We start from the raw sequence: 25,696 nt of genomic DNA, 5'->3' as shown, positions 1-25,696 counted from the left end.
TCCAAGGTGGATCAGGTACATGAGATGAAAGAAAGCCGCCCCGGCTTGGGGGTGCGTTGCCGGGGCTTCTGATTAGCGGTTATCCAGAACGACGCGGCCCTGAACCTTGCCTTGAGCAAGGTCTTGTAAAGCGCTATAGGCTTCTTTGAGAGGGCGAGTGCGAATCGGGAAGTTGAATAAGTCGTGCTGCTGCGCAAACTCCACCAATTCTTTCTGCTCGGGCAGGGAGCCGGTGTAGGAACCAATAATGGAGATGGCGCGAGTCGTTACGTAGGGAATGGGATAACGGATTTCACCCCCATGCAGGCCCACAACAATGACTTTACCGCCCCGGCGTGGCAAATTGATGCCCAGCTCGACAGTGGATTCAGCACCGACGAAGTCGAGAACGGCAACACACTTGCCGTTAGCCGCGGCCTGAATGCGTTCCAGGGCGTCGTCGGTGGTGGGATCAAACACGTGGTTGGCCCCGACTTCCAGAGCCAACTGGCGTTTTTCTTCGGCCAGATCCAGCGCAATAATGTTTTTCACACCGCGTAGAGAAAGCGTGCGAATGGCTAACAAGCCGAGCCCGCCACACCCAACGACAACGACCGCTTCGTCATCGTAAACAGTGCCCACTTTCTTGATAGCGGAAAAGGTGGTCAAGCCGGAGCACGCCAGTAAAGACGCGTGAGCAGGCTCAAGGTTGCCAATATCGACAATGTAGCGAGGGTGGGGCACCATCACATACTGGGAATAGCCGCCTGGCTTGTGTACGCCAAGTACGGCGGGTTGACCACATAGGTTCTCTTCACCGCGCTGGCACACCGAGCAGCTCCCACAACCAACCCAAGGGTAGATCAGCGCAGGCCCTGTCATGGCCACTTGGGCATTTTCGCCGGCAGCGACAATTTCACCGACAATTTCGTGACCGAGAGTCACCGGCAAGTGGATGCCCCGGTCTTCGAACTTCAGCTTCTTGCCTTGCCCAAGGTTGTAGTAGCCCTCGTGAATGTGAACATCACTGTGGCAGACCCCGCAATAATTTACGCGTACGAGCACTTCTGTGCCGGTGGGGACCGGTAGCTCGGATGTCACCTCCTGGAGTGCTCCCTGAAACTCGGAAAACGGATAACTCGTGTATTGGTTTGTCGTCATATTGTGGTTCTTTGTTTTGGTGTACTGCTTCAAGAAGATTTTTAAGAATTCATATGAAGCGTGTTACATGGAAAAGTGTCGTGAACACTGTTCGGCTTTGTTTCTTTCTTCACTTGGTCTCCAATCCGCTAGCTGTCACGCGAACTTTATCTGCCTGAGAGGCTGCCTCCCTCAGAAAGGTGACGGATCAAGACCAAGGACATCGAGACAGTCCATTATGCATTCGTCGATTATTTCTTACAATAACTATAAAATTGAAAATACTGTCAAATAAATTGGACGGGTTGGTGTATGGATGCTCAGTCGCTAGTGTTGCTTGCAGATATTGTGGAGGCGGGAAACCTCAGTTTGGCCGCGAGGCGGCTTAAGATGAGCCGGGCCAATATCAGTTATCACTTAGGGCAGTTAGAGAAAAGCGTTGGGCAGGAACTGCTCCGCCGTACGACTCGTCATCTCGAACCGACTGAGGTGGGGCTGCGGCTCTACCAGCATGGTTGCGTCATACGGGAAGAGCTGATGGCAGCCAAGGAGTCGGTGGCGTTTCTGGGTAGTGGGCTGCATGGCCTGGTTAGAATGAGTATTCCAACCGGCTTCGGAAATCAGGTCATGGCGGATTGGCTGATTGAATTCAAGCGCCTGTATCCCGACATTCTGCTAACTTTAATGTTCGACAATCGGGTAGATGACTTGCTGCGTGATGAAGTGGATATCGCCATCCGGGTAATGTCTGACCCGCCCGCGCAGATGGTGGCAGTGAAGCTGGCGAAGATGGATTATGTTGCCTGCGCAGCGCGTGAGTATGCAGATAAATATTCCATGCCGGTTGAGCTTGAGCAGCTACAGAACTTCCCTATTGTTACCTCGCATGTCGTGGGAAGGGAGCTGCGGCTAGCGGCGTACAAAGGTGATATCCGCCGGGAGCTTTCACTGTCTCCGACATTGGCTTCCGAGAACTTTCAGTTTTTGCGAGAAGCCATTTTGAGCGGCTTGGGGGTGGGTGTTGTACCCGACTATGTCGTCAATGACGATATCAAAGCAGGGCGGGTTGTTACGATGCTGCGGGATTGGCGTTTGAGTATTTTTGGGACCAACATGTATCTTCTTCGCATGCCCGGGCGCTATCAAACACAAGCCGTGCGTACCTTGATCGACTTTGTCGTTAAACGCGCTCGGGTTTGGAATCAGGCTAAAGAACGGGCGGGTAACGCTCTTTCGTCAACCGCTCCCTAGAGCAATTGTCATTTCCACATAGGACATTTCCATGCTTCGACTGATGCTGTTTCGCCATGCCCATGCAGATCGGCCCACTGGTGTTGCCGATCACGATCGTCCATTATCCGAAAAGGGCCACGAGCAGGCGCGGCTCATGGGGCGTTATATTCGAGCGCAGGGGCTTGAGCCAAGTATCTTCGTTGTATCAACAGCGAAGCGTACGCAAGAAACCTGGGCGCAGGCTTGCGCAAGTGGCGAGCTGGCGGCGGCCAAGGTAAATGAGCCACGTATTTATGAATCCAGTGCAGGTTCACTTCTCGAAGTGGTGCGCGAACAGGACGCCAGTCATGCGAGTGTGATGTTGGTGGGGCATAATCCCGGTCTGGAGCGGCTGGCTGCGTGGTTGGTGGGTAGCGCAGATTCCGCGGCAGCAGCGCGGTTGCAGCGGGAGTTTGCCGTTGGGGGGCTGGCGGTGATCGATTTCCCCGCCGCCTCGTGGGCCGAAATTGACGCCCAAGGTGGCCACCTGGAACGCTTTGAAACCCCCGAAAGCGTGGGTCAGAGCAGGTGAAAATTTATAGCTGCTGCGTGAATTGGCGCAGTAGCCGCCCTGTCTCATAGACAGGCAAGCCCATCACACCTGAAAAACTGCCTGAGATGTGTTCGACAAACAGGCCAGCCAAGCCCTGGATGCCGTAGGCGCCCGCTTTATCCATGGGTTCGCCGGTTGCGCAATATAAGTCGATATCTTCAGGGCTCAGTACGGCAAAGCGGACCGTCGTAATCGAGACCGCTTCCAGCATGCGGCGGGAGTCGGCCAGTACGACGGCACTGCGTACTTCGTGCTCACTGCCTGAAAGGCGTTCCAGCATGGCGCGCGCCTCGGCAACGCTGGCGGGTTTTCCCAGAATATCGTTTTGCAGAATCACGGTGGTGTCGGCCGTTAGAACAGGGCGTGGCGGCAGGCGCTCCGGCCCCTGCTGAGCAAGGTAAGCCAGCGCCCGTTCAGCTTTGTCACGGGCGGTCCGCTCAACATAGTCAGCGGGGCTTTCGCCGGGCAAACGGGGTTCGTCTTCACCTTCGGTCGGGGGCAGCCGCAGCACCTCGTGTGGAACACCCAGTTGCGTGAGGATTTCATGGCGTCGCGGGCTGGCGGAAGCCAGATAAATCTGGGGGAACTTCATAAAAAATTATTCAACTTTGATGATTTTCATTGTATTGGTGCCACCTAATTGGTGTGACGAATCACCCTTGGTCAGCAGGACCCAGTCGTCGCGGGCCACAACGCCCTGGCTTTTTAGCACGCGGATGGCCGCCTGGCTGACTTTGGTGGGCGGATAGGCTGCGGGGTCGAACGGGACCGGATACACCCCTCTTATCATGCTGGCGCGTCGTTGAGTAACAGGGTGGGGGGTGAAACAGTAGATCGGCACGGCCGAGCGGATGCGTGACATGATCAGCGGTGTAACGCCGGTTTCAGTCAGGCTGACAATCGCCTTTACGCCTTTGAAATGGTTAGCGGCATACATGACCGCCAGCGCAATGGTTTCGTCGCACCGTTCGAACGATTGCCCGACCCGGTGCTGAGAGCGGGTGGTGGAGGGTTCTTGTTCGGCGCCTTGGGCAATGCGGGCCATGGCGGCCACCGCTTCGACGGGGTATTTTCCGGAAGCAGTTTCCCCTGAGAGCATGACTGCGTCGGTGTGGTCGAGCACTGCATTGGCGACATCAGACACTTCGGCGCGGGTGGGCAGGGGGCTGGCGATCATGGATTCCATCATTTGCGTGGCGGTGATCACCAGCTTATTTTGATGGCGGGCATGCTGGATGATGCGCTTTTGGATACCGACTAAACGGGCGTCGCCGACCTCTACACCGAGGTCGCCGCACGCTACCATGACGCCGTCACTGGCTTGTATCAGAGAATCCAAGGCTGCATCGTCAGCTACAGCTTCGGCCCGTTCAATTTTGGCAATCAGCCAGGCCGGGCTGCCCGCCGCCCTCACCAGTTGGCGGGCGGTTTCGATATCACTACCGTAGCGCGGAAACGATACGGCCACGTAGTCCACTTCCAGTTCCGCAGCCAGGCGAATGTCGGCGTGATCTTTTTCAGTCAGGCTGGGTGCGGAAATACCGCCGCCGCGCCGGTTAATGCCTTTGTTGTTGGATAGTGGCCCACCCACCACAACCTGAGTATGTACTGCATGTTCATCAACGTGTTCCACCTGCAAAACGACGCGGCCATCGTCCAGCAGCAGTTCGTCGCCTGGGCGGCAGTCTTGCACCAGGCTGGGATAGTCAATGCCAACGACGCGCTCATTGCCTTCTTCTGAAGGATGGATGTTGGAAAGCGTGAACGGCTGACCTTTTTCCAGGGTGACTTGTATGTCGCGAAAGCGGGCAATGCGTATTTTCGGGCCTTGCAGGTCGCCCATAATAGCCGTATGCAGGCCGAGGCGAGCGGAGATTTCACGCAGCATCTGCACCCGCTGCCGGTGTTCGTCTGCGGTACCGTGTGAAAAATTCAGGCGTGCAACATCAAGGCCGGCAAGTAGAAGCTGCTCAATGCTTTCGGGGGTAGAGCTGGCGGGGCCAAGTGTTGCAACAATCTTGGTGCGGCGTTTTTTCATGGACAGCGCTTTCAGGCAAGGGGGGAGTCAGGCCCGGTGATAGGGGTGTCCCGTCATGATAGCCCAGGCCCTGTAGAGCTGTTCGCCCAGGAGAATCCGCACCATGGGGTGCGGCAAAGTGAGAGAAGACAGGCGCAGCGATTCAGGACATTGCCGCTTGAGATCGGGGTCGAGCCCGTCAGGGCCCCCGATCAGAAAGGCAATGTCGCAGCCTAAGGTGCGCCAGTGCTCCAGTCGAGCCGACAGTTGTACGGTAGACAAGTCTTTGCCGCGCTCGTCCAGCACTACACGATGGCAGCCGGGAGGCAGCACCGCTTCGATGCGCCGCGCCTCTGCAGCCATCAACTGAGCCGCGGTTTTTCCCGAAGTGCGGGGTTCAGGCTTGATCTCGCGCAGTTCCAGAGCACAGTCGGGAGGCAGGCGCTTGGCGTAGTCTTTCCATGCCTCATCCACCCATGACGGCATGCGAGCGCCCACAGCGGCCACGATCAGTTTCATTCGCTGTCTGATTCGTCGTCGAAGTCATAAGTCTCGGGAGCAACAGGCAGGGTGGATTGCGGCAGCAATTTGACCTTCACCGGCTTGCCACCCCAGATTTCTTCCAGGTTGTAGTACTGCCGGATGGCAGGTTGCATGCAATGCACGACGATGTCGCCGAGATCGACCAGCACCCATTCACCTGTGTCCTCGCCTTCGTAGGCCAGAACGGACAGGTTGTTTTCGCGAGCGGCGTCCCTGACGCTGGAGGCCAGTGCCCGGGTTTGCCGGTTGGATGTCCCACTGGCGATGATCACGCGGTCGAACAGGCCGGTGATGTGGGAGGTATCGAAGATTTTGATGTCTTGGGCTTTGACGTCTTCAAGCGCGTCAATGACCAGGCGTTGCTGTTTCTGTATATCCATAAAGGGGCCGGTGTTGCAGCGTTAAGCCGCAGAATGCCGATAGAGTCCGTGTTGTTGAATGTATTGTGCCACGCTGGGGAGCATCATGCCGTCCACTGATTGACCGCCCGCAATACGTTGGCGGATTTCAGTGGCAGACAGATTGAAGGGCGGCATAGGGATGAAGTGCAGTACCCGCCCTTGCGATGCCAGCCACTCGTCAAGCGCAGGCGGCGCTTTGAGTGCTGAGCCTGGGCGTGCTGCCACGGCCAGCTCAACCCGCGTGGTGATTTCCTGCCATTGCTTCCAGCTACAAAAATTTTCCAGCTGGTCTGCTCCCAGTATCCAGAAATAGCGGGGGCCTTCAGGCAGGTCACGCAGGGTGTCAATTGTATACGTTGGGCCATCGCGGTCGATTTCAACCGTGCTGAGTTTCAGGCCCGCCTCACCGGCGGTTGCCAGCTTCAGCATTTCCAGCCGGTGCTGGGCCGTGGCGCCCAAGACACCTCGCTGCCAAGGGCGGGCAGCGGGAATCAGTGTCACGCTATCCAGTGCGAGATGCCGCTGCGCTTGACGGGCAAGCTCGATATGCGCCAGGTGGACAGGGTCGAAGCTGCCGCCTAGCAGCCCTTGGCGGTGCTCCCTCACACCCACTCCCGGGGTTGCAGGTATTCGTATAAGGTGGCTTCTTGCGAGCCGGGCTCAGGTTGCCAGTTGTATTTCCAGCTCGCGGTTGGCGGCATGGATAGCAAAATGGATTCTGTGCGCCCGCCCGACTGCAGGCCAAACAGCGTGCCGCGGTCGTGAACGAGGTTGAATTCCACGTATCGGCCACGCCGGTACGCCTGAAACTCACGATGCGCTTCCGTATATGGCGTATCTTTACGCCGTTCGAGAATAGGAAGATAGGCGGGTAAAAAGCATTCACCCACTGCGCGGGTGAGAGCAAAGCTTGCGTCGAAACCGCCTTCATTGAGATCATCAAAGAACAGGCCACCGACGCCGCGAGTTTCGCCGCGGTGCTTCAGGTAGAAATATTCGTCGCACGCCTGCTTCCAGGCCGGATATTTGTCGGCGCCGAAAGGTTGCAGGGCGTCGTGGCAAACCCGATGGAAATGCCTGACATCGTCTTCAAACGGATAGTAAGGGGTGAGATCCACCCCCCCGCCAAACCAGAATACGTCTGGCTCGGTGGCCGTGCTGCCCTTGGCGACGAAGCAACGCACGTTCATGTGAACAGTAGGTACAAAGGGATTGCGCGGGTGGATCACCAGCGATACCCCCATGGCCTGCCAAGGCCGCCCGGCCAGATGCGGGCGGCGGGCGCTGGCCGAAGGCGGTAACTGGCTGCCTTGCACATGGCTAAATAGCACGGCGGCCCGTTCGAGTACAGGCCCGCCTTCAAGGTAGCGGCTTAACCCCCCTCCGCCTTCGCTGCGTGTCCAGGCGTCGCTGCAGAAAGGCGTGCCGTCAACGCCTTCCAGGGCTTTAACAATGGTGTCCTGCAGGCTGGTCAGCCAGGTGCGGGGTGGGTCTTGCTGAATGCTCATGGCTTGCCGGTTTTGTTGTCGGCGGCAGGCTCTTGAGGCAGGGCGCGCCAACCGATGTCGCGGCGGTACTGCAGGCCGTCGAAACGCGTGCGGGCCACGGCATCGTAAGCAGCAGCCTGCGCACGTTTGAGCGAGTCGCCCAGGGCAGTCACGCACAGTACGCGGCCACCGGATGTTTTCAACACATCGTCTTCGAGCTGTGTACCGGCATGAAACGTGACGCATTCTTCGGTATCCGGTGCCAGGCGGGTGATGGGGTCGCCCGTACGCGGGGTGCCTGGGTAGTTGGCAGCAGCGATGACAACGCCCAGAGCGGGGCGGCGATCCCATTCGATTTCCGCTTCGGCTTCGTCCAGACGGCCGTCAATAGCCATTTCCAGCGTCTTACTGAAGTCGCTTTTGATCCGCATGACAATCGGTTGTGTTTCCGGGTCGCCCATGCGGCAGTTGAATTCAAGCACCCTCAGTGAGCGGGTGGCGTCAGGCCCGGGCCCAATCATCAGGCCCGCGTACAGAAAGCCCGAATAAGGTAAGCCGTCGCGTGCCATGCCGGCCATGGTCGGGTGAATGACTTCGCGCATAATGCGATTGTGCAGCGCGGGAGAAATAATGGGCGCAGGGGAATACGCGCCCATGCCACCGGTATTGGGGCCATTGTCGCCATCGAGCAGGCGTTTGTGGTCCTGGCTGGTGGCTAACGGCAGCACATTGCTGCCATCGCACATCACAATGAAGCTGGCTTCCTCGCCTTCCAGGCACTCTTCAATGACGACCCGGGCGCCTGCTTCACCGAAGCCACCCCCCAGCATGTCATCGACCGCATTGTGGGCTTCTTCCAATGTGGTGGCCACCACGACGCCTTTGCCCGCCGCCAAGCCATCGGCTTTGATGACGATGGGGGCTCCCTGGGCATCGATGTATTGATGCGCGGCAGCCGGGTCAGTAAAGGTTTCGTAGGCGGCGGTGGGAATGCCGTGGCGCACCATGAATGCCTTGGCGTAATCTTTGGAGCTTTCCAGTTGAGCCGCTTCACGGCTCGGGCCGAAAATCTTCAGCCCTTCGGCCTGGAAAGCATCAACAATCCCTGCAGCCAAGGGGGCTTCGGGGCCCACCACGGTGAAGGCGATTTTTTCTTTGCGAGCGAACGCAATGAGGTCGGCGGTATCGGTCAATGCCACATTCTGGATTTGCGAAGCGCGGTCGGTACCGCCGTTGCCGGGAGCGACGTAAACCGTCTGCACGCGAGGAGAACGGGCGAGTTGCCAGGCCAGAGCATGTTCGCGTCCGCCGCCGCCGATGACGAGTAATTTCATGTTTCGTATGAGAAGGGTGGGGGGCCCGGCAAGCCGGGCGGGGGGTGAATCAGGAGGGTTGGGCAGACTCGTCGAAGACAGCGGTGGTGTAGACCTGCTGCACGTCGTCGATCGCTTCGAGCATGTCGATCAGCTTCTGGGTGCGTTCGGCATCGTCTCCGGTCAGTTCCGTTTCGTTCAATGCCTTCATGATGATGTCTTGAACTTCCGGTACCAGCTCAGCGGCTTCGAAGGCCGCCTTGACTGCTGCGTAGTCGCCGGGCTCGCAGACAACTTCAATCATGCCGTCTTCGTCGGTGATGACGTCTTCAGCGCCGGCCTCCAGCGCGACCTCCATGACCGTTTCTTCCGACACACCGGGGGCGAACAAAAATTGCCCGCAGTGTTTGAACATGAAGGTGACCGAGCCGTCTTGCCCCAGATTACCGCCGTTCTTGTTCAGCGCATGGCGGACTTCCGCCACGGTACGGGTGCGGTTGTCGGTCATGCAGTCGATAAGAATTGCCGCACCGCCTGGGCCATAGCCCTCGTAGCGCACCTCTTCGAAGTTGTCGCCATCGGCACCGCCTGCGCCGCGTTGTACTGCGCGCTGAATATTATCTTTGGGCATGTTGGCGGCGGTGGCTTTATCCCAGGCCAGTCGCAGACGCGGGTTGGTTTCCGGGTCTGGCCCGCCAGCGCGCGCCGCGACGGTGATTTCACGAATAATTTTGGTCCAGAGCTTACCGCGCTTGGCATCTTGACGCCCTTTGCGGTGCTGGATGTTCGCCCATTTACTATGTCCGGCCATATGAATAAGTAGAAAGCTAGGTAGACTGATTTTACCGAGAAAACAATTCAAGCTCGCGAAAGATCGGCAACTAATATGGCCAATGCTTTAACGCAGGAGCATGAATTACACTTGCGGCCATTGTGTCCAATTTATACGCGGGGGTCAAAAAAGAGATGGTTGAACCAATCAAAGTGGCTCAGAGTTCCGAAGCCCCGGTACATCTGCTACCGAAGTACGCCAACCGGCACGGCTGTATTACCGGCGCTACAGGAACAGGCAAGACGGTATCTCTGCAAGTCCTGGCGGAAGCCTTCAGCCGCATAGGTACGCCGGTGTTTGTCTCCGACATCAAAGGCGACCTTTCGGGCATTTCTCAGGCGGCTGCGCCCAACCCCAAACTGGCCGAAAGGCTGCAACGCTTCGGGCTGGATGAGCCCGTCTGGGGCGGTTCGCCTGTCGAGTTCTGGGATATTTTCGGTGAACAAGGTCACCCGCTGCGTGCCACAATTTCCGACATGGGGCCGTTGCTGCTGGCACGCATGCTGGAATTGAACGACACCCAGGAAGGCATTCTGAATATCGTCTTTCGGGTTGCCGACGAAGAAGGCTTGCTGCTGCTTGACCTCAAAGACTTACGTTCTATGCTGCAGGCGGTCAGTGATCGCGCTGCGGAGTTGCGCAGCCGCTACGGCAATATTGCTCCGGCATCGGTGGGCGCGATCCAGCGGGCGTTGCTGCGGCTGGAAACTCAGGGGGGCGATCACTTCTTCGGCGAGCCCATGCTGGATATTTTCGACCTTATGCGCACCGATGCCTCGGGGCGCGGTGTCGTGAATATCCTGGCGGCAGACCGGCTTATGCAATCACCCCGCCTGTACGCGGTTTTCTTATTGTGGCTGTTGGCCGAACTGTACGAGAACTTGCCGGAAGTCGGTGATCTCGACAAACCCAAGTTTGTTTTCTTTTTCGACGAAGCCCATTTGTTGTTCGACGATGCGCCCAAGGCATTGGTGGATAAGGTGGAGCAGGTGGTGCGCTTGATCCGCTCCAAAGGGGTGGGGGTGTATTTTGTTACCCAGAGCCCTGCCGATATTCCAGACGCCGTGCTGGGCCAGTTGGGGAATCGTGTCCAGCATGCCTTACGGGCGTTTACGCCGCGCGATCAACGCGCTGTACGCACCGCCGCAGAAACCATGCGACCTAAACCCGGGCTGGATATCGTGGCTGCGATTACAGAGCTTGGGGTCGGCGAAGCGCTGATTTCCATGCTGGATGAACGCGGCAGCCCCTCGCCGACCGAGCGGGCCTGGATGGCAGCGCCGGGCAGCCGTATCGGCCCGGCCACCGACGCAGAACGTCGTCAGCTTTCCGCAAGTTCCTTGATGGCAGGGAAGTATCAGCAGGAAATCGATCGTGAATCCGCTTATGAGATTCTTCTCAAACGTGCGGAAAGTATGCCTCAGGAAGAGGCGGGCAAGGGCGGTGCGGCATCTCAGCCCGCCGATAACGGCGTCATGGGTGCGGTCAGTGATTTCCTGTTTGGCTCCACCGGCCCGCGAGGCGGACGGCGTGATGGTGTCGTGCAATCGGTTGCGAAAAGCATGGTGCGCCGCGCGGCCAACCAATTGGTACGTGGTGTGTTAGGTTCCTTAACCGGGCGTCGTTAAGCGCTGGCAGCCCTCTGTCTACTCATACTCCCCTCGCGTTAGTAGGGCGGGAGCAATTAATTTTGAGCGTCAAAGGAGAAAGAAAGTGTCCAGAATTGTTGTGGCAACGTCTAAACCCGAGGCAACCCGGCATTGGCTGTCCGTCATGCAGGCGGCACTGCCCGAGTTTGAGATCGTGGGGTGGGAGCCCGGCGAGCCAGCCACCGGCGCGCGTTATGCCATTGTCTGGGCACCTCCTAAAGACTTCTTCGACCAGGAGAAAAACCTGGAAGCCCTGTTTAATCTGGGCGCGGGCGTGGATGCGTTGATAGCTTTGCCTAATTTGCCCGATATCCCACTGTTCCGGTTGCAAGATGCCGGCATGGCGGCGCAAATGACAGAGTACGTGGTGCATCACCTTGCCAGCCTGTCGAGGGGGTTCTCCACCTATGCCCAACAACAGCGTCAGTCCCATTGGGAGCAGCTGTCACCGCCCAATTATGCGAACTGGCCGGTGGGAGTGATGGGGTTGGGCAAGCTGGGCAGCCATGTAGCTCAGGAACTTGCCAAGCTGGGGTACCCGGTGGCTGGCTGGGCACGCAGTCACCGCCAGGTCGATGGGGTGGAAATCTTCCATGGTGCTGCGCAATTTGAGAAATTCTTAAGCCGTAGCCGTGTGCTGATTAACCTGTTGCCGCTTACAGACGACACGCGCGGAATTATCAACCACGAACTGCTGGCCAGCCTGATGCCTGATTCGGTCATTATCAATATCGCGCGTGGGGGGCACGTGGTGGATGACGACTTATTAAAAGCCCTGAATTCTGGCCGCATTCAACTGGCGGTGTTGGATGTTTTCAACCAAGAACCTTTGCCGGCTGAGCACCCGTATTGGTCGCATCCCAAGGTCAGGGTCACGCCACATGTGGCGGCTGTCACGCTGGACGATCAAGCGGCTGTACAGATCAGTCGGGGTATTCGCAGCCTGGCGCAAGGCCAGATGCCGGGCGGTCTGGTGCGCCGCGATATCGGTTATTGAACGCGGCCACAGCACAAGCCTGGCGTGTCAGGCGGAGGAGGGGCTGGGCCGTGTCTGGCGCAGCCCCGACCATACAATGGCTGCAATCATGATGGCGCCGCCCAGCAGAGCACGCAGGCTGGGGTACTGCGCGAAGAGTACAGCGGCAAAGAAAATGGCGTAAACGGGCTCCAGCGCGATCACAATGCCGGCGCTGCGCGCCTTAAGCACCATCAGGCTGGACACCAGAAGGTAGTGTGACAGTGCTGTGCAAAACACGCCCAGCAGGGCCAGCCAGAACCAGTCCAGCGGGCTGACTGAACCCACGCTGCTCAGGCCAAAGGGCAGGGTGATCAGCATGACGACAAGGTTTTCCCAGCAAGCGACTTGGTAGGCCGACAGGTGGGAGGCAGCGCGCCGGTTGATTAAAGTAAACAGCGCGAACGACAGACCTGATGCGATGGCCCACATCAGGCCAATGGTGGCTTGGTCACCGAAATCGAAGGAAGGCGTCACAAGCACCAGGCCGGTGGTAACCAGTAGCAGAATGACCCATTCGGCGCGGCTGATGCGCTCGCGCAGAATCAGCCATTCACACAGCGTAATAAAGGCGGGAAACGATGCAAAGCCCAGGGTGGCAATCGCCACGCCGCTGACCTTTACCGCGATGAAAAAAGTCACCCAGTGAATCGCCAGCATTACACCTGCTGTGATCAATATGGCGGCGCTGCGCCGGTCGATTCCCGAGCGCGCCGACGCACCCTGCCAGCGCATAAACGCAAGTAGAGCCAATACCGCAAACCCGGCCCGCCCGGCGGTGATGAATGCCGCACTCGCTTTTATCAGTTCACCGAAGATGCCAGTCAGGCCAAATAGCACGGCGGCGATGTGGATGGATAGAAGAGCGCGCTGGCGAGTCATGAAGAGGCGAAGGCGAGAAGGCGGAAAAAAAAGGAGCGGTTAGAGGACGGATTAAACTATCAAGCTTAGCTACTTTACCCGAAGCAAGCACGGTAAAGTATCCACTGCGTTTTATCTTCCAGTGATTCACCCATTACTCTATGGAGACAGCCTTGACGAACCAGGCCAAAGCAATACACGTCGATACCCATGGCGGGCCCGAAGTACTGAAGCTCGTAACGGTCGATGTACCCGCCCCAGCAAAGGGAGAGGTGACTCTTCGCCAGAAGGCGGTGGGTCTGAACTTCATCGATATTTATTTCCGTACCGGTCTGTACCCTCACCCTCTGCCTCATGGGCTGGGTTTTGAGGCGGCCGGCGATGTCGTGGCGGTAGGCGAGGGGGTTACCCATCTCAAGGTGGGCGACCGGGCTGCATACGGCCAAAGCCCGTTGGGCGCTTATGCTGACTTGCGCAACGTGCCGGCTGACCGAGTGGTGAAAATCCCCGATTCCATTACGTATGAAGATGCGGCAGCCATCATGCTCAAGGGCCTGACCACCCAGTATTTGCTGCGCCAGTGCTACCGTCTGCAGGAAGGCGAAACCGCCTTGTTTCATGCTGCGGCCGGCGGTGTGGGGCTGTTGGCTTGCCAGTGGGCGCGAGCGCTGGGCGTCAAACTGATCGGCACGGCCTCCACACCCGAGAAATGTGCGCTGGCGAAAGAGCATGGCGCTTGGGAAGTCATCGACTACAGCCGGGAAGACGTTGCAGAACGCGTCAAAGAGCTGACCAACGGCGAAAAGCTGCCTGTCGTGTACGACGGTGTGGGCAAAGATACCTGGATGACTTCTCTGAATTGCCTGCGCCCGCGCGGGTTGATGGTCAGCTTTGGGAATGCCTCAGGCCCGGTGGAAGGGGTGGATCTTGCCTTGTTGAACAATAAAGGCTCGCTGTACGTGACCCGCCCCAAGCTGGGAGACTACGTCCCGACGCAGCAGGATATGCAGGCGGCCGCCGATGAACTCTTCGCTCTAGTGGCGGATGGCAGCATCAAGGTCACGATTGGTCAGCGTTTTCCGCTGGCAGAGGCCGCCAAAGCACAGGAAGCGCTGGCGGCCCGAAAAACAATAGGCGCCACAATTCTTACGATTGACTAAAGCATTATGAGCAGGCCGCCGGTCGCGTGGCTTGCAACCCAAAAATGGGCCGACTCGTATTGAGCCGGCCCATTTTTCTGGAACAAATTTGGCGAGCGAGGCGGCTTCTCCCCGCTTGATTGACGGCTACTCAGCTTGCGCGGGTTGCTGCTGGTGGTAGTGCTGAACGCGCTCGACTTCCTCGCGCGAGCCGAGAATGACGCCGACCCGCTGGTGCAAAGCGGCAGGCTGTATATCCAGAATGCGCTGTTCGCCATCAATGGCTAAGCCGCCTGCCTGCTCAACAAGCATGCTCATAGGATTGGCCTCGTACATCAGGCGCAGCTTGCCCGCTTTGCCGCTGGGGCGTGCGTCGCGCGGATACATGAAAATGCCGCCACGACTCATGATGCGGTGTACATCGGCCACCATGGAGGCGATCCAGCGCATGTTGTAGTCTTTTTCCAAAGGGCCTTCCTTGCCGGCCAGGCATTCATGCACATAACGGCGCACCGGCATTTCCCAGTGGCGCATATTCGACATATTGATGGCGAATTCTTTGGTCTGCTCGGGAATCCGGATGTTCTCGTGCGTCAGGCACCAGGCACCGGTTTGGCGGTCAAGCGTAAAGCCCACGACCCCATTGCCCAGGGTGAGCACCAGCATGGTCTGCGGGCCATATACCGCATACCCTGCAGCGACCTGGCGGCTGCCCGGCTGTAGAAAGTCGCTTTCTTCGATATCGCGCCCCGAAGCGTCGGCCGGCGCCTGCAACACGGAAAAAATCGTGCCGATCGAGACATTGACGTCAATATTGGAAGAGCCATCCAGAGGGTCGAACAGCAGCAGATACTCACCCTTGGGATAGCGGTTTGGAATGCGGTGGATGGTCTCCATCTCTTCAGAAGCCATGGCGGCCAGGTGGCCCCCCCACTCGTTGGCATCCAGCAGGATTTCATTGGAAATCACATCCAGTTTCTTCTGGACTTCACCCTGGACGTTTTCTGATTCCAGGCTGCCGAGTACGCCGCCCAGTGCGCCTTGCCCTACGGCGTGTCCGATGGCCTTGCAGGCGCGGGCCACGGTTTCGATCAGCAGGCGCAGGTCTGCCGATACGGCCGTTCCGGTACGCTGCTGTTCGACCAGGTACTGGGTCAGAGATGTGTGCTTCATGGTTTAGTGCTCCGCATGGAGATTCAAGGATTTGTTAACGATTTCTGCCGTGTTGCGCGAGAGGGTGGGGTGCTGACGGACGCGTTCCAGAGCGCCGCGTGCCGCTTCGCGCAGGGCCGGTTCGAGCCGGGCCCAGTGGTCCAGGGTGCGAGCCAGGCGGGCCGCAATTTCAGGGTTCAGAGCATCAAGCGCTAGCACTTGATCAGCCCAGAACTCGTAGCCTTCCGGGCTATGGGCATGGCCAAGGTTGTTAATGCAGAATTGGAAAACGACGGAGCGGGCACGGTTCGGGTTGCGCAGCGAAAAAGCTGGGTGCAGCATCAGCGCCTGAACTTCTTCCACCGTGGTGAACGGCGAAGCCGCCTGTACGGCGAACCAGCGGTCGATGACCAGAGGGTCGTCCTGCCAGTTGTCATAAAAATGCCGCATCGCCGCATTGCGGGTTTCGACATCTCCCCAGTTGGCCAATGCGGTGAGTGCCGCCATGCTGTCAGTCATATTATTGGCGGTTCTGTACTGCTGGAGAGCTAACTGGTTAGCGCCAGGCTGCGATCCGGCTAGCAAATAGCCCAGGGCCAGGGCCCGCAAAGCACGTCGCCCCGATGGCTCGGGAGCGGGCGAATAGGGTCCGCCGTCGTCGGCATTGCTGTCGTAGAGTGTGCGCCATTGAGCTGCCAGGTGTTGACCCAGTTCGGCCTTGAGTTCGCGGTGGGCTTGCACTACTGCTTCCGGCGTCATGGGCGACGAGCGTTCTAAAAGTTCACGCTGCGGGGGCAAGGCCAGTACCCGGGCCAGATAAGCGGGGGAAAGGTCAGCGTCTTGGAGCAGCGCCGTCCACGTGTTGCGCAGCAGGCTGCTGTCGGGGGCGGGCGCACCTTCCAAAATGGCGTCCACACGCTTGCGCAGCAGACGGCGGGCCAGCTCCTGGCCGGCTTCCCAGCGAGCGAAGGAGTCTGGATCTCGCCTGGCCAGTAACGCCAGTTCATCATCACAGCGCAAGTAGTCGATTTCCACGGGAGCGGAAAAATCGCGCAATAGCGATAGCACCGGACGCTGCGTCACGCCGTGGAAGGTCCAGGATTGGCTTTCCTCGGTGAGCTCCAGCAACAGCGTGCCTGGTGCGGCGCCGGCCATCGGGGTGGCGCCTTCTGGAAGGATAGGCGTGCCATCGGGGGCCAGCAGCCCGATTGCAACGGGAATGTGCAGGGGCGGCTTTGTGGCCGGCGGGTTTTGCAACAGCTCGATACCGGCGGGCGGGCAGGATTGTCGCAGCTTGATGGTGCAAGTGCCGGCAGCCGGGTTGTGCATCAGATTGACTGACACACGTGGCGTGCCCGCCTGGCTATACCAGTTCTTGAAGGTTTGCAGGTCGCGGCCAGGGTTGCGTCGGGTATAGACCGATTCCATGGCGGCGAGGAAATCGTCGCAGGTCACGGCTTGCCCGTCGTGGCGGCGGAAGTATTCTTCCAGCCCTTCACGGAAGCCGTCGCGGCCTAGCAGGGTTTGCTGCATGCGAATGACTTCCGCACCTTTTTCGTAAATGGTGGCGGTATAGAAGTTGGAAATTTCCTGATAACTTTCTGGTCGGATAGGGTGGGCCATAGGGCCGCTATCCTCGGGAAACTGTGCCAGCCTCAATGTAGAGACATCGTCTATACGTTTAACTGCTTTGGCACTGACCGATGCGCTGCTGTCCAAACCGTCAGCCAGCATGTCCGCCGAGAATTCCTGGTCGCGGAAGACGGTCAGCCCTTCTTTCAAGGAGAGCTGGAACCAATCGCGGCAGGTGACGCGGTTACCGGTCCAGTTGTGGAAATACTCGTGGCCAATAACGGCTTCAATAGCCCGATACGCTGCGTCGGTGGCAGTAGCCGGATCAGCCAGTACATAAGAAGAGTTGAAAACGTTCAGACCCTTGTTTTCCATGGCGCCCATATTGAAATCTCGGGCTGCCACAATCATGAAGCGGTCAAGGTCGAGCTCCAGGCCGTAACGCTGTTCATCCCAGCGCAGCGAACGCAGCAGACAATCCATAGCCCATTCGGTTTTATCTTCTGTACCGTGGTCGCTGTATACCTGCAATAGCACTTCGCGGCCGCTGCGCGTAGTCGTACGTTGTTCCCGGCAGGCAAAATCACCCGCCACTACGGCAAATAGGTAGCTGGGTTTTGGATGTGGGTCTTCCCAGACAGCTTCGTGGCGGCCATTCTCCAGCGGTCGCTCGGATACCAAGTTGCCATTGGATAACAGCAAAGGGTATTGAGATTGACTGCCTCGCAACACAACCCGGTAGACCGACATGACGTCAGGGCGGTCGGGAAACCAGGTAATGCGTCGAAAGCCTTCTGCCTCGCACTGTGTGAACAAATGTTGGCCCGATACGTACAAACCCATCAGGGTAGAATTATCCTGAGGTCGGCAGGTGCTGACTATTTCTACAGTGAAGTGCTCGTTTCTGGGGTGCAGGGTCAGGGTTTCACCCTGTAGCTGGTATTCGCTTTCCGCCAGGAGCCGGCCATTGATGGATACGGATTCCAGGCCCAGATCTTGCCCGTCAAGAACCAGGGGAACCAACGCCCGCCCCACACTCTCAAACTCCATGGTGGAGATCACGCGAGTCAGGGAGGCATCGAGTTCAAAGCAAAGCTCGACCTTTGGCAGCCGGTAAGGGTAGGGCTGATAGTCGTGACGGGAAATAGTAGGGGAGATATCTGTTCGCATAGGGCAGTGGCTATATCGTGGAACCGTTATTGTAGTATTTCAAATATGGCATCCGCAGGGCGTACTTGTGGGTGCGGGAGAGCAACATGACAGTCAACAACCACTTGCGTCGTATTTGGAGCGTAGGGCTGCTAGCGGCTCTGCTGTTTCTGGGCGGCTGTGCATCTTCGTTGTCTGCGAGGGTGACGACGTATCAACAATGGCCGGTGGGGGTTGAAGGTGAGTATTACCAGATCGTCGGCTCGCCGCAGCAATCGGGCAACCTGCAATTTGCAGCGTTCTCGGATATGTTGCGCGCGGCAATAGGCCCGACCGGTTTGCGTGAGGTGGCGCCGGGTGCTGAACCCCGTTTTGAGGTGCGCCTTGAATACGGTAACCCAGTTAAGCAAGGTTGGGTGCGTACTTACGATGACCCTTACCCGTTTTATGGTTGGCCCGGCTTCGGGGGGTACTACGGTTGGGGTGGCTGGGGCGGTGGTGTGTTTTATAGCCCTCGGTCAGTCACTGTGCCGGTGGAGATCTATCGCAACACCCTGACCGTCACGTTATTCGACAAGCTGGCTAACGGGCAAGAGGTCTATCGGGCAACTGCCGTACATAACAGCCAAAGCGACAGCCTGGATGCCGTCATGCCCTATTTGATGCAGGCCGTATTTGACGGCTTTCCTGGCAATAACGGTCAAGTCAGGGAAATTCGCTACGAATTGCCGCGTTGAACGTTGGTCGAATGTTAAGCAGCGCATTCTCCACCGCAATCTTTCATGCTTGAAAAAACAGAGTTCAGCCGCATCTATAATGGCGCGCTGCAATGAAACAACCCCACACCAAGTCAAACTATCCAAAGATGAAATCTGTAAGCCCCGCTTTTGCTACGAGCCCGAATGGGAATTCCATCGCTACGCTGGAACCTTCCGACGCGCTGGAAACCGCTCGTTCGGTCTTGCTCGACCCATGGGGGCTGACGCAATCCGATATATCGGCTGCACTGGGCGAGATCCTCACGCGCCGCGTCGATTATGCCGACCTCTATTTTCAGTACACGCGGAGCGAAGGCTGGAGCTTGGAAGAGGGCATTGTTAAAACAGGCAGCTTTTCCATTGAACAAGGTGTGGGCGTGCGGGCTATTAGCGGTGAGAAAACCGCTTTTGCCTATTCTGATTCCCTGTCTTCTGATGCTTTGCTGTCCTCAGCTAGAGCAGTTCGCAGCATAGGTAAGCGAGGGGCAGGCAAGCGCAAAATACAGGCGCCTCCCGGCCTGCCTACTCATGCGCTGTATCCAGCAATCGACCCAGTCGCGTCGCTGGGTTCGGCAGATAAAGTCAAAATGCTTGAAAGGCTTGAAGCCATGGCTCGCGCAATCGACCCGCGCGTAATTCAGGTCATGGCCGGTCTGGGGGCGGAATACGATGTGGTGCTGGTGGCCGGCAGTGATGGGCGGCTGGCGGCGGATGTCCGCCCGCTGGTACGTTTGTCGCTTACCGTTATTGCCGAGCAATCTGGGCGGCGCGAAATGGGGCACGGTGGCGGCGGGGGGCGTAGCGGGTTGGATTACTTCACCGACGACGTGCTGCGCGGTTATGCAGAACGTGCGGTGCACGAAGCCCTCACCAATTTACAGGCTCAGCCTGCTCCCGCTGGTGAAATGACGGTCGTCCTGGGCGCCGGCTGGCCGGGCATTCTGTTGCACGAAGCAGTGGGCCACGGCCTGGAAGGCGACTTCAACCGCAAGGGGTCCAGCGTGTTTTCAGGCCGCATAGGCGAACGTGTGGCTTCGCCCGGCGTAACGGTTGTCGACGACGGCACACTGGCTGGCCGCCGGGGCTCGCTGAATATCGACGATGAAGGCACGGCCACGCAATCGAACGTGTTGATTGAAGACGGCATTCTGCGTGGCTATATGCAAGACACCATGAATGCGCGGCTGATGAAGCAGGGCGTAACCGGCAACGGGCGGCGCGAATCGTATGCGCATCTTCCGATGCCACGTATGACGAACACCTACATGTTGTCTGGCCAGACACCGCCGGAAGAAATTATCGCATCAGTCAAGAAGGGCTTGTATGCCGTGAATTTCGGCGGTGGTCAGGTCGATATTACGAGTGGCAAATTCGTTTTCTCGGCGTCTGAAGCCTATCTGATTGAAAATGGTAAGGTTACTGCGCCAGTGAAGGGTGCTACCCTGATTGGCAATGGTCTTGACGCAATGAACCGTGTCGGCATGATAGGCAACGATATGCGCCTGGATTCGGGCGTGGGTACGTGCGGTAAAGAAGGCCAGAGCGTACCGGTGGGTGTAGGTATGCCCACGTTACGCATGGATGGCCTGACCGTCGGCGGCACGGCGTAAACTGTCAATCGAGCTCAAGTCGTGTCGTTGAGCATGCGCTGATGCGCAAGCCTTGCCCTTAGGGCAGGGTAAAACCAGGCATATTCACGATGCACCGTTGCGTGCATTCTGCATTGTGGCTAGTGACGCCCGAGTGTGGTTGACACTGCGCTCAGGCGACTACTACCATTAACTTACACACTCTTAACTTTTCGGGTAGAAATGGTTTCCATGGATTCCTCGCCCCAGTACGATCTGCGTATCTTGCGGGCGCTGCGACGCATTACGCGCGCTATTGCACTTCATTCCCGCCAGCTTGCGGCCTACAGCAACATCACAGCGCCGCAGCTGGTATGTTTGCGTGCCGTCGCGGAAAACGGGCCGCTAACCACTACCGCAATCAGCCGCGAAATCCACGTCAGCCCAAGTACAGTCGTGGGTATTCTCGACCGCCTTGAAGACAAAGGCTGGGTGTTGCGTGAACGCAGTCGCGAAGACCGCCGCATCGTCATGGTTTCTGCCACCGAGTCCGGCCGCAATTTAGTGCGCGATACCCCGTCACCCATGCAGCAAAAACTGGCCGAAGCGCTGAACGAACTGCCGGAACTCGAGCAGGCCACCATCACCCTGTCACTGGAACGTATTGTGGCGCTCATGGAATCCAGCCATACTGCCGAGCCGGCTGCACCCGAAGCCCCTTCTCCCATGCTCGACGTCCCTCTGGGAGGCGGCACCCAACCGGAGTCGGGCATCGCAGTTTGATGGGCCGCGCCGTCCAACCATAGGTTATGCCTGAAAAAGGAAACGAACCGTGATTGAGCCGAGCATACTGGAGCGCGTGCAGTCTCATGTAAGGGATTTCGCGCATTCTGCGGATGCCAGCCTGTTCACGCGCGGCTATGGTTCCATCTTGGCCGACGCTTGTGGGCGTCAATACATCGACTTCAGCAGCGCCGCCGGGGCGCTCAATTACGGGCACGATAACCCACTGCTCATGCAGATGTTGCGTCGCAGGTTGCAGGACGACAGTTCGGCAACCTGCCCGTCGCGAGCCATGAAGCGCTTCTGTGAAGCCATGGATGGTTACCTTCTCAAGCCTCGTGGTTGGGAATACGAGGTTCACTACACCGGCACGACAGCTGCGGCCTCGGTAGAGGCCGCACTACGAATCGCCAAACAAGCCACCGGGCGAAAAAGCGTGGTTTCGTTTACCCGGTGCGATGCGTTTCGCGCCAGCTCTTCCACGGCGGTTGTGTGGGCAGCCAACACTGGCGTGGGCGACACTGTCTTCATGCCCTACGATGGCAGTTTCGGCCCCGATGTCGATACGATGGCATACTTGGAACGCCAGCTTGAGAGCTGTCGCAAACCTGAAGAAAAGCCGGCTGCCGTAGTCGTTGAAACAGTGCTGGGTGAAGGGGGAATCAATGTCCTCAGTTGGCGCTGGTTGCGTGACCTTGAAGCGCTTTGTCGGCGCCATGGCATGTTGCTTATCATGGATGAAACCATAGTCGGCTGTGGTCGCACCGGGCGTTTTTTCAGTTTTGAGGCTTCCGGTGTGCAGGCCGACATGATTGCAATGTCGCGCTCTTTGTCAGGTTTCGGCTTGCCTGTATCGGTGCTGCTGAGTCGCCCCGACTTGCCCGCTGCGCGGTATCAAGCGCTGGCCGCGCATCGGCGTGCCGGGCTGGCCTTGCTCACAGCCGAACACGTGCTAGAAGCCTATTGGGCCGACGATAGCTTCGCCGTGCATGTGCGTCGTAAGGAACGCTTGGTGCGCGACTGGCTGGAAAACCTGGTGCAAGGTTATAGCCACCTGGGCTTGGGCGTGCGTGGTCGGGGCCTGATTCAAGGGTTAGTCACGCCTGGGCCACGGGGCATGGCGACCGACATGGCTAGCGCCGCACTGGCTAATGGCCTGGTCACACTCACCACCGGTGCTCACGATGAAGTGCTAAAAATCCAGCCCGCGCTCACCATTGAAGAAGACCTCTTGGTGCAGGGGCTGGAAATTCTCGATCGCGCTGTAACTCGCGTACTGGAAAACCGTTCTTAAGCCAGGCATTCGCTTACCCCAGCACTCCCGCGCAGGGGGTAAGTCCTTAAGGGCGGGGTCAGGCGGTATCCAGGAAGTTTTTCAGGAAGTCGCGGGTGCGCTCTTCGGCCGGTTCTTCGAGCACCTGCTCCGGCGGGCCTTGCTCCACAATACGGCCTTTGTCAAAGAAACACACCCGGTCAGATACCCGTTTGGCAAATTGCATCTCGTGCGTCACCAGCAACATGGTGAGGTCGTGCTCTTCGGCCAGCCGTTGGATCACGCTCAAAACTTCGCCGACGAGTTCAGGGTCTAGCGCCGAGGTGGGTTCATCAAACAACATGATGTTGGGCCGCATGGCCAGCGCGCGGGCAATCGCTACACGCTGTTGCTGGCCGCCGGATAGCTGGCTGGGGTATTTATCGGCATGATCGCTCAGGCCCACGAGCTCCAGATATTCCTCGGCGCGTTCACGGGCCTCTTGTTTACTGAGGCCCAGCACATGGATGGGGGCTTCCGTGATATTGCGGCGCACCGTCATGTGAGGAAACAGGTTGAACTGCTGAAAGACCATGCCCATTTCCTTGCGCATATTCCGCAAGTGGGCTTCGCTAGCGGGTACCAGCTCGCCATTATGCTGCTCATGCCACAAAGGGCGTCCGGCGACATGGATGACCCCTTCGTCAATGGTTTCCAGTGTCATCAAAATGCGCAGCACGGTGGATTTTCCCGAACCCGAAGGGCCGATAATCGTGACTTTCTCGCCTTTGTGAACTTCAAAATCCAGTTCGTCCAGCACCGTGACGGGGCCGAAACGCTTGACCACCTTGTCGAAGTGAATGATGGCGTCGTCGTTCATTTCAGAGGAATTCCTTGTTTGGGCAGACGCTTATCCAGGTAGCGGATTGCTGCCGCGGCCACCAGGGTGAGAACCAGGTAGATGAGGCCCACCATGGAAAGCGGTATCAGGTAGTTAAAGGTACGATCACCAATGATTTTCGCCACATTGAGCATTTCCAGCACGGCCACGACCGACAGCAAGGGCACATCTTTCATGATGGACACCAAATAGTTGCCCATGGCCGGAATAATGCGGGGAATCGCCTGTGGGACGATAATGACCGTGAAGGTGCGCAAGGGGGAAAGATCCAGGGCTCGGGCCGCTTCATGCTGGCCCAGTGGCACGGACTCGATTCCCGCCCGATAAACTTCCGACAAGTACGCGCTGTATTGCAGGCCTAACGCCAGCGCACCTGTCATAAAGGCAGGCAGCACAATGCCGTATTCCGGCAGCACGTAATACAGAAAGAACAACTGCACAAGTAAAGGCGTGTCACGAATAAATTCGGTCAACAGCCGTGCAGGCCATGAAATCAGCTTTAACGGTGAAGCCTTCAGCCCGGCCAAGACCAAGCCCAGCACCATGGCAATGAAAAAGCCCACGACCGTGGCTTTCAGCGTGACAACCAGGCCTTGCAGCAGAATGGGGAAGATTGAAACTGCGAATGCCCAATGGCTGGATGTATCCCAGGCAATGCCAAACAGCATGTCAGGATCTCCCCGCGCGCCAGCGCCCAACCGAGCGTTCCAGCAGCGTCATCAAGGCAGTGAGCACCAAGGCCATGCCAAAGTACATGAGTAGCAACATCGTGTAGACCGTCGTACTGTCTTGGGTGAAGTTGCGTATTTGTTCGGCACGGAAGGTCATGTCCCCCAGGCTGATCAGCGATACCAAAGCCGTATCCTTTAAGTTTTGCACGGCCAAGTTGCCAAAAGAAGGCAGCATTTCCGGGATGGATTGCGGCAGAGCAATGCGCCACAGCGTTTGCCGGGGTGTAAAGTCCAGTGCCTTAGCGGCTTCGTGCTGGTTGTGCGGTACTGCCTGAATGGCGCCGCGCACCACTTCAGCGCCGTAGGCACCAATATTCAGGCTTAGTGCCAGAGTGCCCGCCACCAGGGGCGGCAGGCGCCAATCCAACCCCAGCATTTGCCCAACCAGAGGCAGGGCGAAATACAGCCAGAACAACTGCACTAGCAACGATGTGCCGCGAAAGACTTCGATCATGGCGACCGAAAACCCTTTCAGCAGCCAGTTGTCGGAGATTCTGCCCAGCCCAAAAGCAAAGGCAAAGAAGCCGCCCAATAGCGTGGAATAAAACGTGAGCTGGGCTGTGACCCAGGCCCCTTCCAGCAAGGGCGGCAAATAGGACGTCCAGTTCATGAGAAGGTGTGATCAGCCGGCGCAGAGCGTTTCAGTGTTACGGCTGGTGGACTCAGTCGCGTCCGTGTCGCTGAAGCCATACGTAGTCAGGATCTGTTTCCATTCGTCAGTCTGCTTGAACTTGGCAAGCTCTTCGCTGACTGCGTCGCGCAGATCCTGTGAATCCATACTGAAGGTGAAAGCGCCCCAGCTACGTACGGGTTCGCCATTGATGACAGGGTCGGTAAAGTCCGCCGCCGACTCGACACGCGGGCTTTGCTTGGCCAGTTCGCTCACAGTCAGACTGGTGGCGGCATAGGCGGCAGCGCGACCGGTTGACACCGTGGAGATGGCGTCGGCGTTATTGGAAATGGTGACCATGCGGTTATCGGGAACGCCCAGGGCTTGCAGCATTTCGAGCTGGTCTGCCCCCGCCATGATGGCGATTTTGTGTTCCGATTCGGCAAAATCCTGGTAGGCGTGAAGATCGTGCGGGTTGCCTTCAGCTACCAATAGTCCTTCGCCATACGAAGTATTCGGTTCCGAAAAAAGTACTTGCTTGCAGCGCTCGGGCAGCACGGCCATTTCAGCGGCAACCATGTCGAAGTGATCGGCGCGCAGGCCGGGAATCAAGGAGCTGAAGCTGGTGGTGATCCATTCGATTTTGTCGATGCCCAACTGTTTCATGATCTGGCGGGCCACATCAGGGCCGGCGCCCTTGGCTTCGCCGCTCATGTCCACATAGCCGTAGGGGATCTCGTTGGCCACAGCGATGCGGATCTGCCCACGTTGTTTGATCTCCTCCAGTGATGCGGCTTGCGACGCGGCCAACGGGGCGCACAGGGCCACACCGAAGGCAAGAGCCGCTGTCAGGCGGTTACGTTTTGGAAGCATGTTTGACTCCTGTTTTTGTCAGTTCGGGAAAATCATACACTGAATAATTATTTCACCTCAAACTAATTTTTCGTGTATGTACGCGTGCGGGTTTAATAGTTAGATGTTTTGGGATTCCGCAGTTTTGTTGTTTTAAGTACTTCGCG

The 25,696-nt window shown here is 57.9% G+C and carries 25 protein-coding genes; 9 read left to right on the top strand and 16 right to left on the bottom strand.

Annotation, left to right across the window (positions count from 1 at the left end; genetic code table 11):
- Nucleotides 1–72: 72 nt before the first annotated feature.
- Nucleotides 73–1,140: an alcohol dehydrogenase gene (locus VRY85_RS13595; protein ID WP_414599144.1), complete on the bottom strand. Its 1,068-nt coding sequence runs from the start codon at nucleotides 1,138–1,140 to the stop codon at nucleotides 73–75.
- Nucleotides 1,141–1,431: 291 nt separating this feature from the next.
- Between VRY85_RS13595 and VRY85_RS13590 the strand changes: the two genes are divergently transcribed.
- Both VRY85_RS13590 and VRY85_RS13585 read left to right on the top strand, forming a co-directional pair.
- Nucleotides 1,432–2,370 (top strand): LysR family transcriptional regulator, encoded by a 939-nt coding sequence (locus tag VRY85_RS13590; protein ID WP_414599143.1) that lies wholly within the window; start codon nucleotides 1,432–1,434, stop codon nucleotides 2,368–2,370.
- A gap of 31 nt (nucleotides 2,371–2,401) precedes the next feature.
- Nucleotides 2,402–2,923, top strand: a complete 522-nt coding sequence (locus tag VRY85_RS13585) for a SixA phosphatase family protein (protein WP_414599142.1) — start codon at nucleotides 2,402–2,404, stop codon at nucleotides 2,921–2,923.
- 4 nt (nucleotides 2,924–2,927) lie between these two features.
- On the opposite strand, the gene VRY85_RS13580 is transcribed toward VRY85_RS13585, so the two are convergent.
- From VRY85_RS13580 to VRY85_RS13545, 8 genes are read right to left on the bottom strand one after another with little or no spacing between them, the layout of a single operon-like run.
- Nucleotides 2,928–3,536, bottom strand: a complete 609-nt coding sequence (locus VRY85_RS13580) for a Maf family protein (protein WP_414599141.1) — start codon at nucleotides 3,534–3,536, stop codon at nucleotides 2,928–2,930.
- A gap of 6 nt (nucleotides 3,537–3,542) precedes the next feature.
- On the bottom strand, nucleotides 3,543–4,982 hold the full coding sequence (gene pyk / locus VRY85_RS13575) for a pyruvate kinase (RefSeq protein ID WP_414599140.1): 1,440 nt from the start codon (nucleotides 4,980–4,982) through the stop codon (nucleotides 3,543–3,545).
- Nucleotides 4,983–5,009: 27 nt separating this feature from the next.
- Nucleotides 5,010–5,480, bottom strand: a complete 471-nt coding sequence (rlmH, locus tag VRY85_RS13570; RefSeq protein WP_414599139.1) for a 23S rRNA (pseudouridine(1915)-N(3))-methyltransferase RlmH — start codon at nucleotides 5,478–5,480, stop codon at nucleotides 5,010–5,012.
- Entirely contained in the window at nucleotides 5,477–5,884 is a 408-nt protein-coding gene (gene rsfS / locus VRY85_RS13565; RefSeq protein WP_414599138.1) for a ribosome silencing factor, read from the bottom strand. The genes rlmH and rsfS overlap by 4 nt, the downstream gene beginning before the upstream one ends.
- Nucleotides 5,885–5,905: 21 nt before the next feature.
- Nucleotides 5,906–6,517 (bottom strand): nicotinate (nicotinamide) nucleotide adenylyltransferase, encoded by a 612-nt coding sequence (gene nadD, locus VRY85_RS13560; RefSeq protein WP_414599137.1) that lies wholly within the window; start codon nucleotides 6,515–6,517, stop codon nucleotides 5,906–5,908.
- Nucleotides 6,508–7,413: an oxygen-dependent coproporphyrinogen oxidase gene (gene hemF, locus VRY85_RS13555; protein ID WP_414599136.1), complete on the bottom strand. Its 906-nt coding sequence runs from the start codon at nucleotides 7,411–7,413 to the stop codon at nucleotides 6,508–6,510. Before hemF ends, nadD begins: the two co-directional genes overlap by 10 nt.
- On the bottom strand, nucleotides 7,410–8,726 hold the full coding sequence (purD, locus tag VRY85_RS13550; RefSeq protein ID WP_414599135.1) for a phosphoribosylamine--glycine ligase: 1,317 nt from the start codon (nucleotides 8,724–8,726) through the stop codon (nucleotides 7,410–7,412). Before purD ends, hemF begins: the two co-directional genes overlap by 4 nt.
- Nucleotides 8,727–8,775: 49 nt before the next feature.
- Nucleotides 8,776–9,516, bottom strand: a complete 741-nt coding sequence (locus tag VRY85_RS13545; RefSeq protein WP_414599134.1) for a YebC/PmpR family DNA-binding transcriptional regulator — start codon at nucleotides 9,514–9,516, stop codon at nucleotides 8,776–8,778.
- A gap of 155 nt (nucleotides 9,517–9,671) precedes the next feature.
- Here VRY85_RS13545 and VRY85_RS13540 point away from each other — a divergent pair, with 155 nt between their 5' ends.
- Nucleotides 9,672–11,165, top strand: coding sequence for a helicase HerA-like C-terminal domain-containing protein (locus VRY85_RS13540; protein ID WP_414599133.1), 1,494 nt, complete (start codon nucleotides 9,672–9,674; stop codon nucleotides 11,163–11,165).
- An 85-nt stretch (nucleotides 11,166–11,250) separates the two neighbouring features.
- Complete coding sequence (locus tag VRY85_RS13535; protein ID WP_414599132.1) at nucleotides 11,251–12,183, top strand: 2-hydroxyacid dehydrogenase; 933 nt, start codon at nucleotides 11,251–11,253, stop codon at nucleotides 12,181–12,183.
- Nucleotides 12,184–12,210: 27 nt separating this feature from the next.
- Here the strand turns inward: VRY85_RS13535 and VRY85_RS13530 are convergent, their stop codons facing one another.
- On the bottom strand, nucleotides 12,211–13,083 hold the full coding sequence (locus VRY85_RS13530) for a DMT family transporter (protein ID WP_414599131.1): 873 nt from the start codon (nucleotides 13,081–13,083) through the stop codon (nucleotides 12,211–12,213).
- A 140-nt stretch (nucleotides 13,084–13,223) separates the two neighbouring features.
- On the opposite strand from VRY85_RS13530, the gene VRY85_RS13525 reads away from it, so the two are divergent.
- Complete coding sequence (locus tag VRY85_RS13525) at nucleotides 13,224–14,222, top strand: quinone oxidoreductase family protein (RefSeq protein WP_414599130.1); 999 nt, start codon at nucleotides 13,224–13,226, stop codon at nucleotides 14,220–14,222.
- A gap of 126 nt (nucleotides 14,223–14,348) precedes the next feature.
- Here VRY85_RS13525 and VRY85_RS13520 read toward each other — a convergent pair whose 3' ends face one another.
- Entirely contained in the window at nucleotides 14,349–15,374 is a 1,026-nt protein-coding gene (locus VRY85_RS13520) for a class 1 fructose-bisphosphatase (RefSeq protein ID WP_414599129.1), read from the bottom strand.
- Between the two features lie 3 nt (nucleotides 15,375–15,377).
- Nucleotides 15,378–18,095: an aminopeptidase N gene (gene pepN / locus VRY85_RS13515; protein ID WP_414599128.1), complete on the bottom strand. Its 2,718-nt coding sequence runs from the start codon at nucleotides 18,093–18,095 to the stop codon at nucleotides 15,378–15,380.
- An 86-nt stretch (nucleotides 18,096–18,181) separates the two neighbouring features.
- Between pepN and VRY85_RS13510 the strand changes: the two genes are divergently transcribed.
- From VRY85_RS13510 to VRY85_RS13495, 4 genes are all read left to right on the top strand, one after another.
- On the top strand, nucleotides 18,182–18,811 hold the full coding sequence (locus VRY85_RS13510) for a DUF4136 domain-containing protein (RefSeq protein ID WP_414599127.1): 630 nt from the start codon (nucleotides 18,182–18,184) through the stop codon (nucleotides 18,809–18,811).
- Between the two features lie 176 nt (nucleotides 18,812–18,987).
- A complete protein-coding gene (tldD, locus tag VRY85_RS13505; RefSeq protein WP_414599168.1) occupies nucleotides 18,988–20,442 on the top strand; it encodes a metalloprotease TldD in 1,455 nt (484 codons plus the stop codon).
- 210 nt (nucleotides 20,443–20,652) lie between these two features.
- Nucleotides 20,653–21,183, top strand: a complete 531-nt coding sequence (locus VRY85_RS13500; protein WP_414599126.1) for a MarR family winged helix-turn-helix transcriptional regulator — start codon at nucleotides 20,653–20,655, stop codon at nucleotides 21,181–21,183.
- A gap of 52 nt (nucleotides 21,184–21,235) precedes the next feature.
- Nucleotides 21,236–22,477 carry an aminotransferase class III-fold pyridoxal phosphate-dependent enzyme gene (locus VRY85_RS13495; RefSeq protein ID WP_414599167.1) on the top strand — a complete coding sequence of 414 codons (1,242 nt, stop codon included), beginning with the start codon at nucleotides 21,236–21,238 and terminating at the stop codon, nucleotides 22,475–22,477.
- A gap of 58 nt (nucleotides 22,478–22,535) precedes the next feature.
- On the opposite strand, the gene ehuA is transcribed toward VRY85_RS13495, so the two are convergent.
- From ehuA to ehuB, 4 genes are read right to left on the bottom strand one after another with little or no spacing between them, the layout of a single operon-like run.
- On the bottom strand, nucleotides 22,536–23,315 hold the full coding sequence (gene ehuA, locus VRY85_RS13490) for an ectoine/hydroxyectoine ABC transporter ATP-binding protein EhuA (protein WP_414599125.1): 780 nt from the start codon (nucleotides 23,313–23,315) through the stop codon (nucleotides 22,536–22,538).
- Entirely contained in the window at nucleotides 23,312–24,004 is a 693-nt protein-coding gene (ehuD, locus tag VRY85_RS13485; RefSeq protein ID WP_414599124.1) for an ectoine/hydroxyectoine ABC transporter permease subunit EhuD, read from the bottom strand. The genes ehuA and ehuD overlap by 4 nt, the downstream gene beginning before the upstream one ends.
- Before the next feature lies 1 nt (nucleotide 24,005).
- On the bottom strand, nucleotides 24,006–24,677 hold the full coding sequence (ehuC, locus tag VRY85_RS13480; RefSeq protein ID WP_414599123.1) for an ectoine/hydroxyectoine ABC transporter permease subunit EhuC: 672 nt from the start codon (nucleotides 24,675–24,677) through the stop codon (nucleotides 24,006–24,008).
- A 12-nt stretch (nucleotides 24,678–24,689) separates the two neighbouring features.
- Nucleotides 24,690–25,550, bottom strand: coding sequence for an ectoine/hydroxyectoine ABC transporter substrate-binding protein EhuB (ehuB, locus tag VRY85_RS13475; RefSeq protein ID WP_414599122.1), 861 nt, complete (start codon nucleotides 25,548–25,550; stop codon nucleotides 24,690–24,692).
- Between the last annotated feature and the right edge of the window lie 146 nt (nucleotides 25,551–25,696).

Origin of the sequence: Achromobacter sp. F4_2707 (genome assembly GCF_047501535.1) — a bacterium.
Taxonomy (GTDB): Bacteria; Pseudomonadota; Gammaproteobacteria; order Burkholderiales; family Burkholderiaceae_B; genus Yanghanlia.
Note: the sequence above shows the minus strand (reverse complement) of the source record. Positions and strands in the feature narration are given on the sequence as shown.

Bases quoted from the DNA above. Each gene is read 5' to 3' on its own strand.
- VRY85_RS13595 (WP_414599144.1), bottom strand. From the start codon at position 1,140: ATGACGACAAACCAATACACGAGTTATCCGTTTTCCGAGTTTCAGGGA.
- VRY85_RS13590 (WP_414599143.1), top strand. From the start codon at position 1,432: ATGGATGCTCAGTCGCTAGTGTTGCTTGCAGATATTGTGGAGGCGGGA.
- VRY85_RS13585 (WP_414599142.1), top strand. From the start codon at position 2,402: ATGCTTCGACTGATGCTGTTTCGCCATGCCCATGCAGATCGGCCCACT.
- VRY85_RS13580 (WP_414599141.1), bottom strand. From the start codon at position 3,536: ATGAAGTTCCCCCAGATTTATCTGGCTTCCGCCAGCCCGCGACGCCAT.
- pyk (WP_414599140.1), bottom strand. From the start codon at position 4,982: ATGAAAAAACGCCGCACCAAGATTGTTGCAACACTTGGCCCCGCCAGC.
- rlmH (WP_414599139.1), bottom strand. From the start codon at position 5,480: ATGAAACTGATCGTGGCCGCTGTGGGCGCTCGCATGCCGTCATGGGTG.
- rsfS (WP_414599138.1), bottom strand. From the start codon at position 5,884: ATGGATATACAGAAACAGCAACGCCTGGTCATTGACGCGCTTGAAGAC.
- hemF (WP_414599136.1), bottom strand. From the start codon at position 7,413: ATGAGCATTCAGCAAGACCCACCCCGCACCTGGCTGACCAGCCTGCAG.
- purD (WP_414599135.1), bottom strand. From the start codon at position 8,726: ATGAAATTACTCGTCATCGGCGGCGGCGGACGCGAACATGCTCTGGCC.
- VRY85_RS13545 (WP_414599134.1), bottom strand. From the start codon at position 9,516: ATGGCCGGACATAGTAAATGGGCGAACATCCAGCACCGCAAAGGGCGT.
- VRY85_RS13540 (WP_414599133.1), top strand. From the start codon at position 9,672: ATGGTTGAACCAATCAAAGTGGCTCAGAGTTCCGAAGCCCCGGTACAT.
- VRY85_RS13530 (WP_414599131.1), bottom strand. From the start codon at position 13,083: ATGACTCGCCAGCGCGCTCTTCTATCCATCCACATCGCCGCCGTGCTA.
- VRY85_RS13525 (WP_414599130.1), top strand. From the start codon at position 13,224: ATGGAGACAGCCTTGACGAACCAGGCCAAAGCAATACACGTCGATACC.
- VRY85_RS13520 (WP_414599129.1), bottom strand. From the start codon at position 15,374: ATGAAGCACACATCTCTGACCCAGTACCTGGTCGAACAGCAGCGTACC.
- pepN (WP_414599128.1), bottom strand. From the start codon at position 18,095: ATGCGAACAGATATCTCCCCTACTATTTCCCGTCACGACTATCAGCCC.
- VRY85_RS13510 (WP_414599127.1), top strand. From the start codon at position 18,182: ATGACAGTCAACAACCACTTGCGTCGTATTTGGAGCGTAGGGCTGCTA.
- VRY85_RS13500 (WP_414599126.1), top strand. From the start codon at position 20,653: ATGGATTCCTCGCCCCAGTACGATCTGCGTATCTTGCGGGCGCTGCGA.
- ehuA (WP_414599125.1), bottom strand. From the start codon at position 23,315: ATGAACGACGACGCCATCATTCACTTCGACAAGGTGGTCAAGCGTTTC.
- ehuD (WP_414599124.1), bottom strand. From the start codon at position 24,004: ATGCTGTTTGGCATTGCCTGGGATACATCCAGCCATTGGGCATTCGCA.
- ehuC (WP_414599123.1), bottom strand. From the start codon at position 24,677: ATGAACTGGACGTCCTATTTGCCGCCCTTGCTGGAAGGGGCCTGGGTC.
- ehuB (WP_414599122.1), bottom strand. From the start codon at position 25,550: ATGCTTCCAAAACGTAACCGCCTGACAGCGGCTCTTGCCTTCGGTGTG.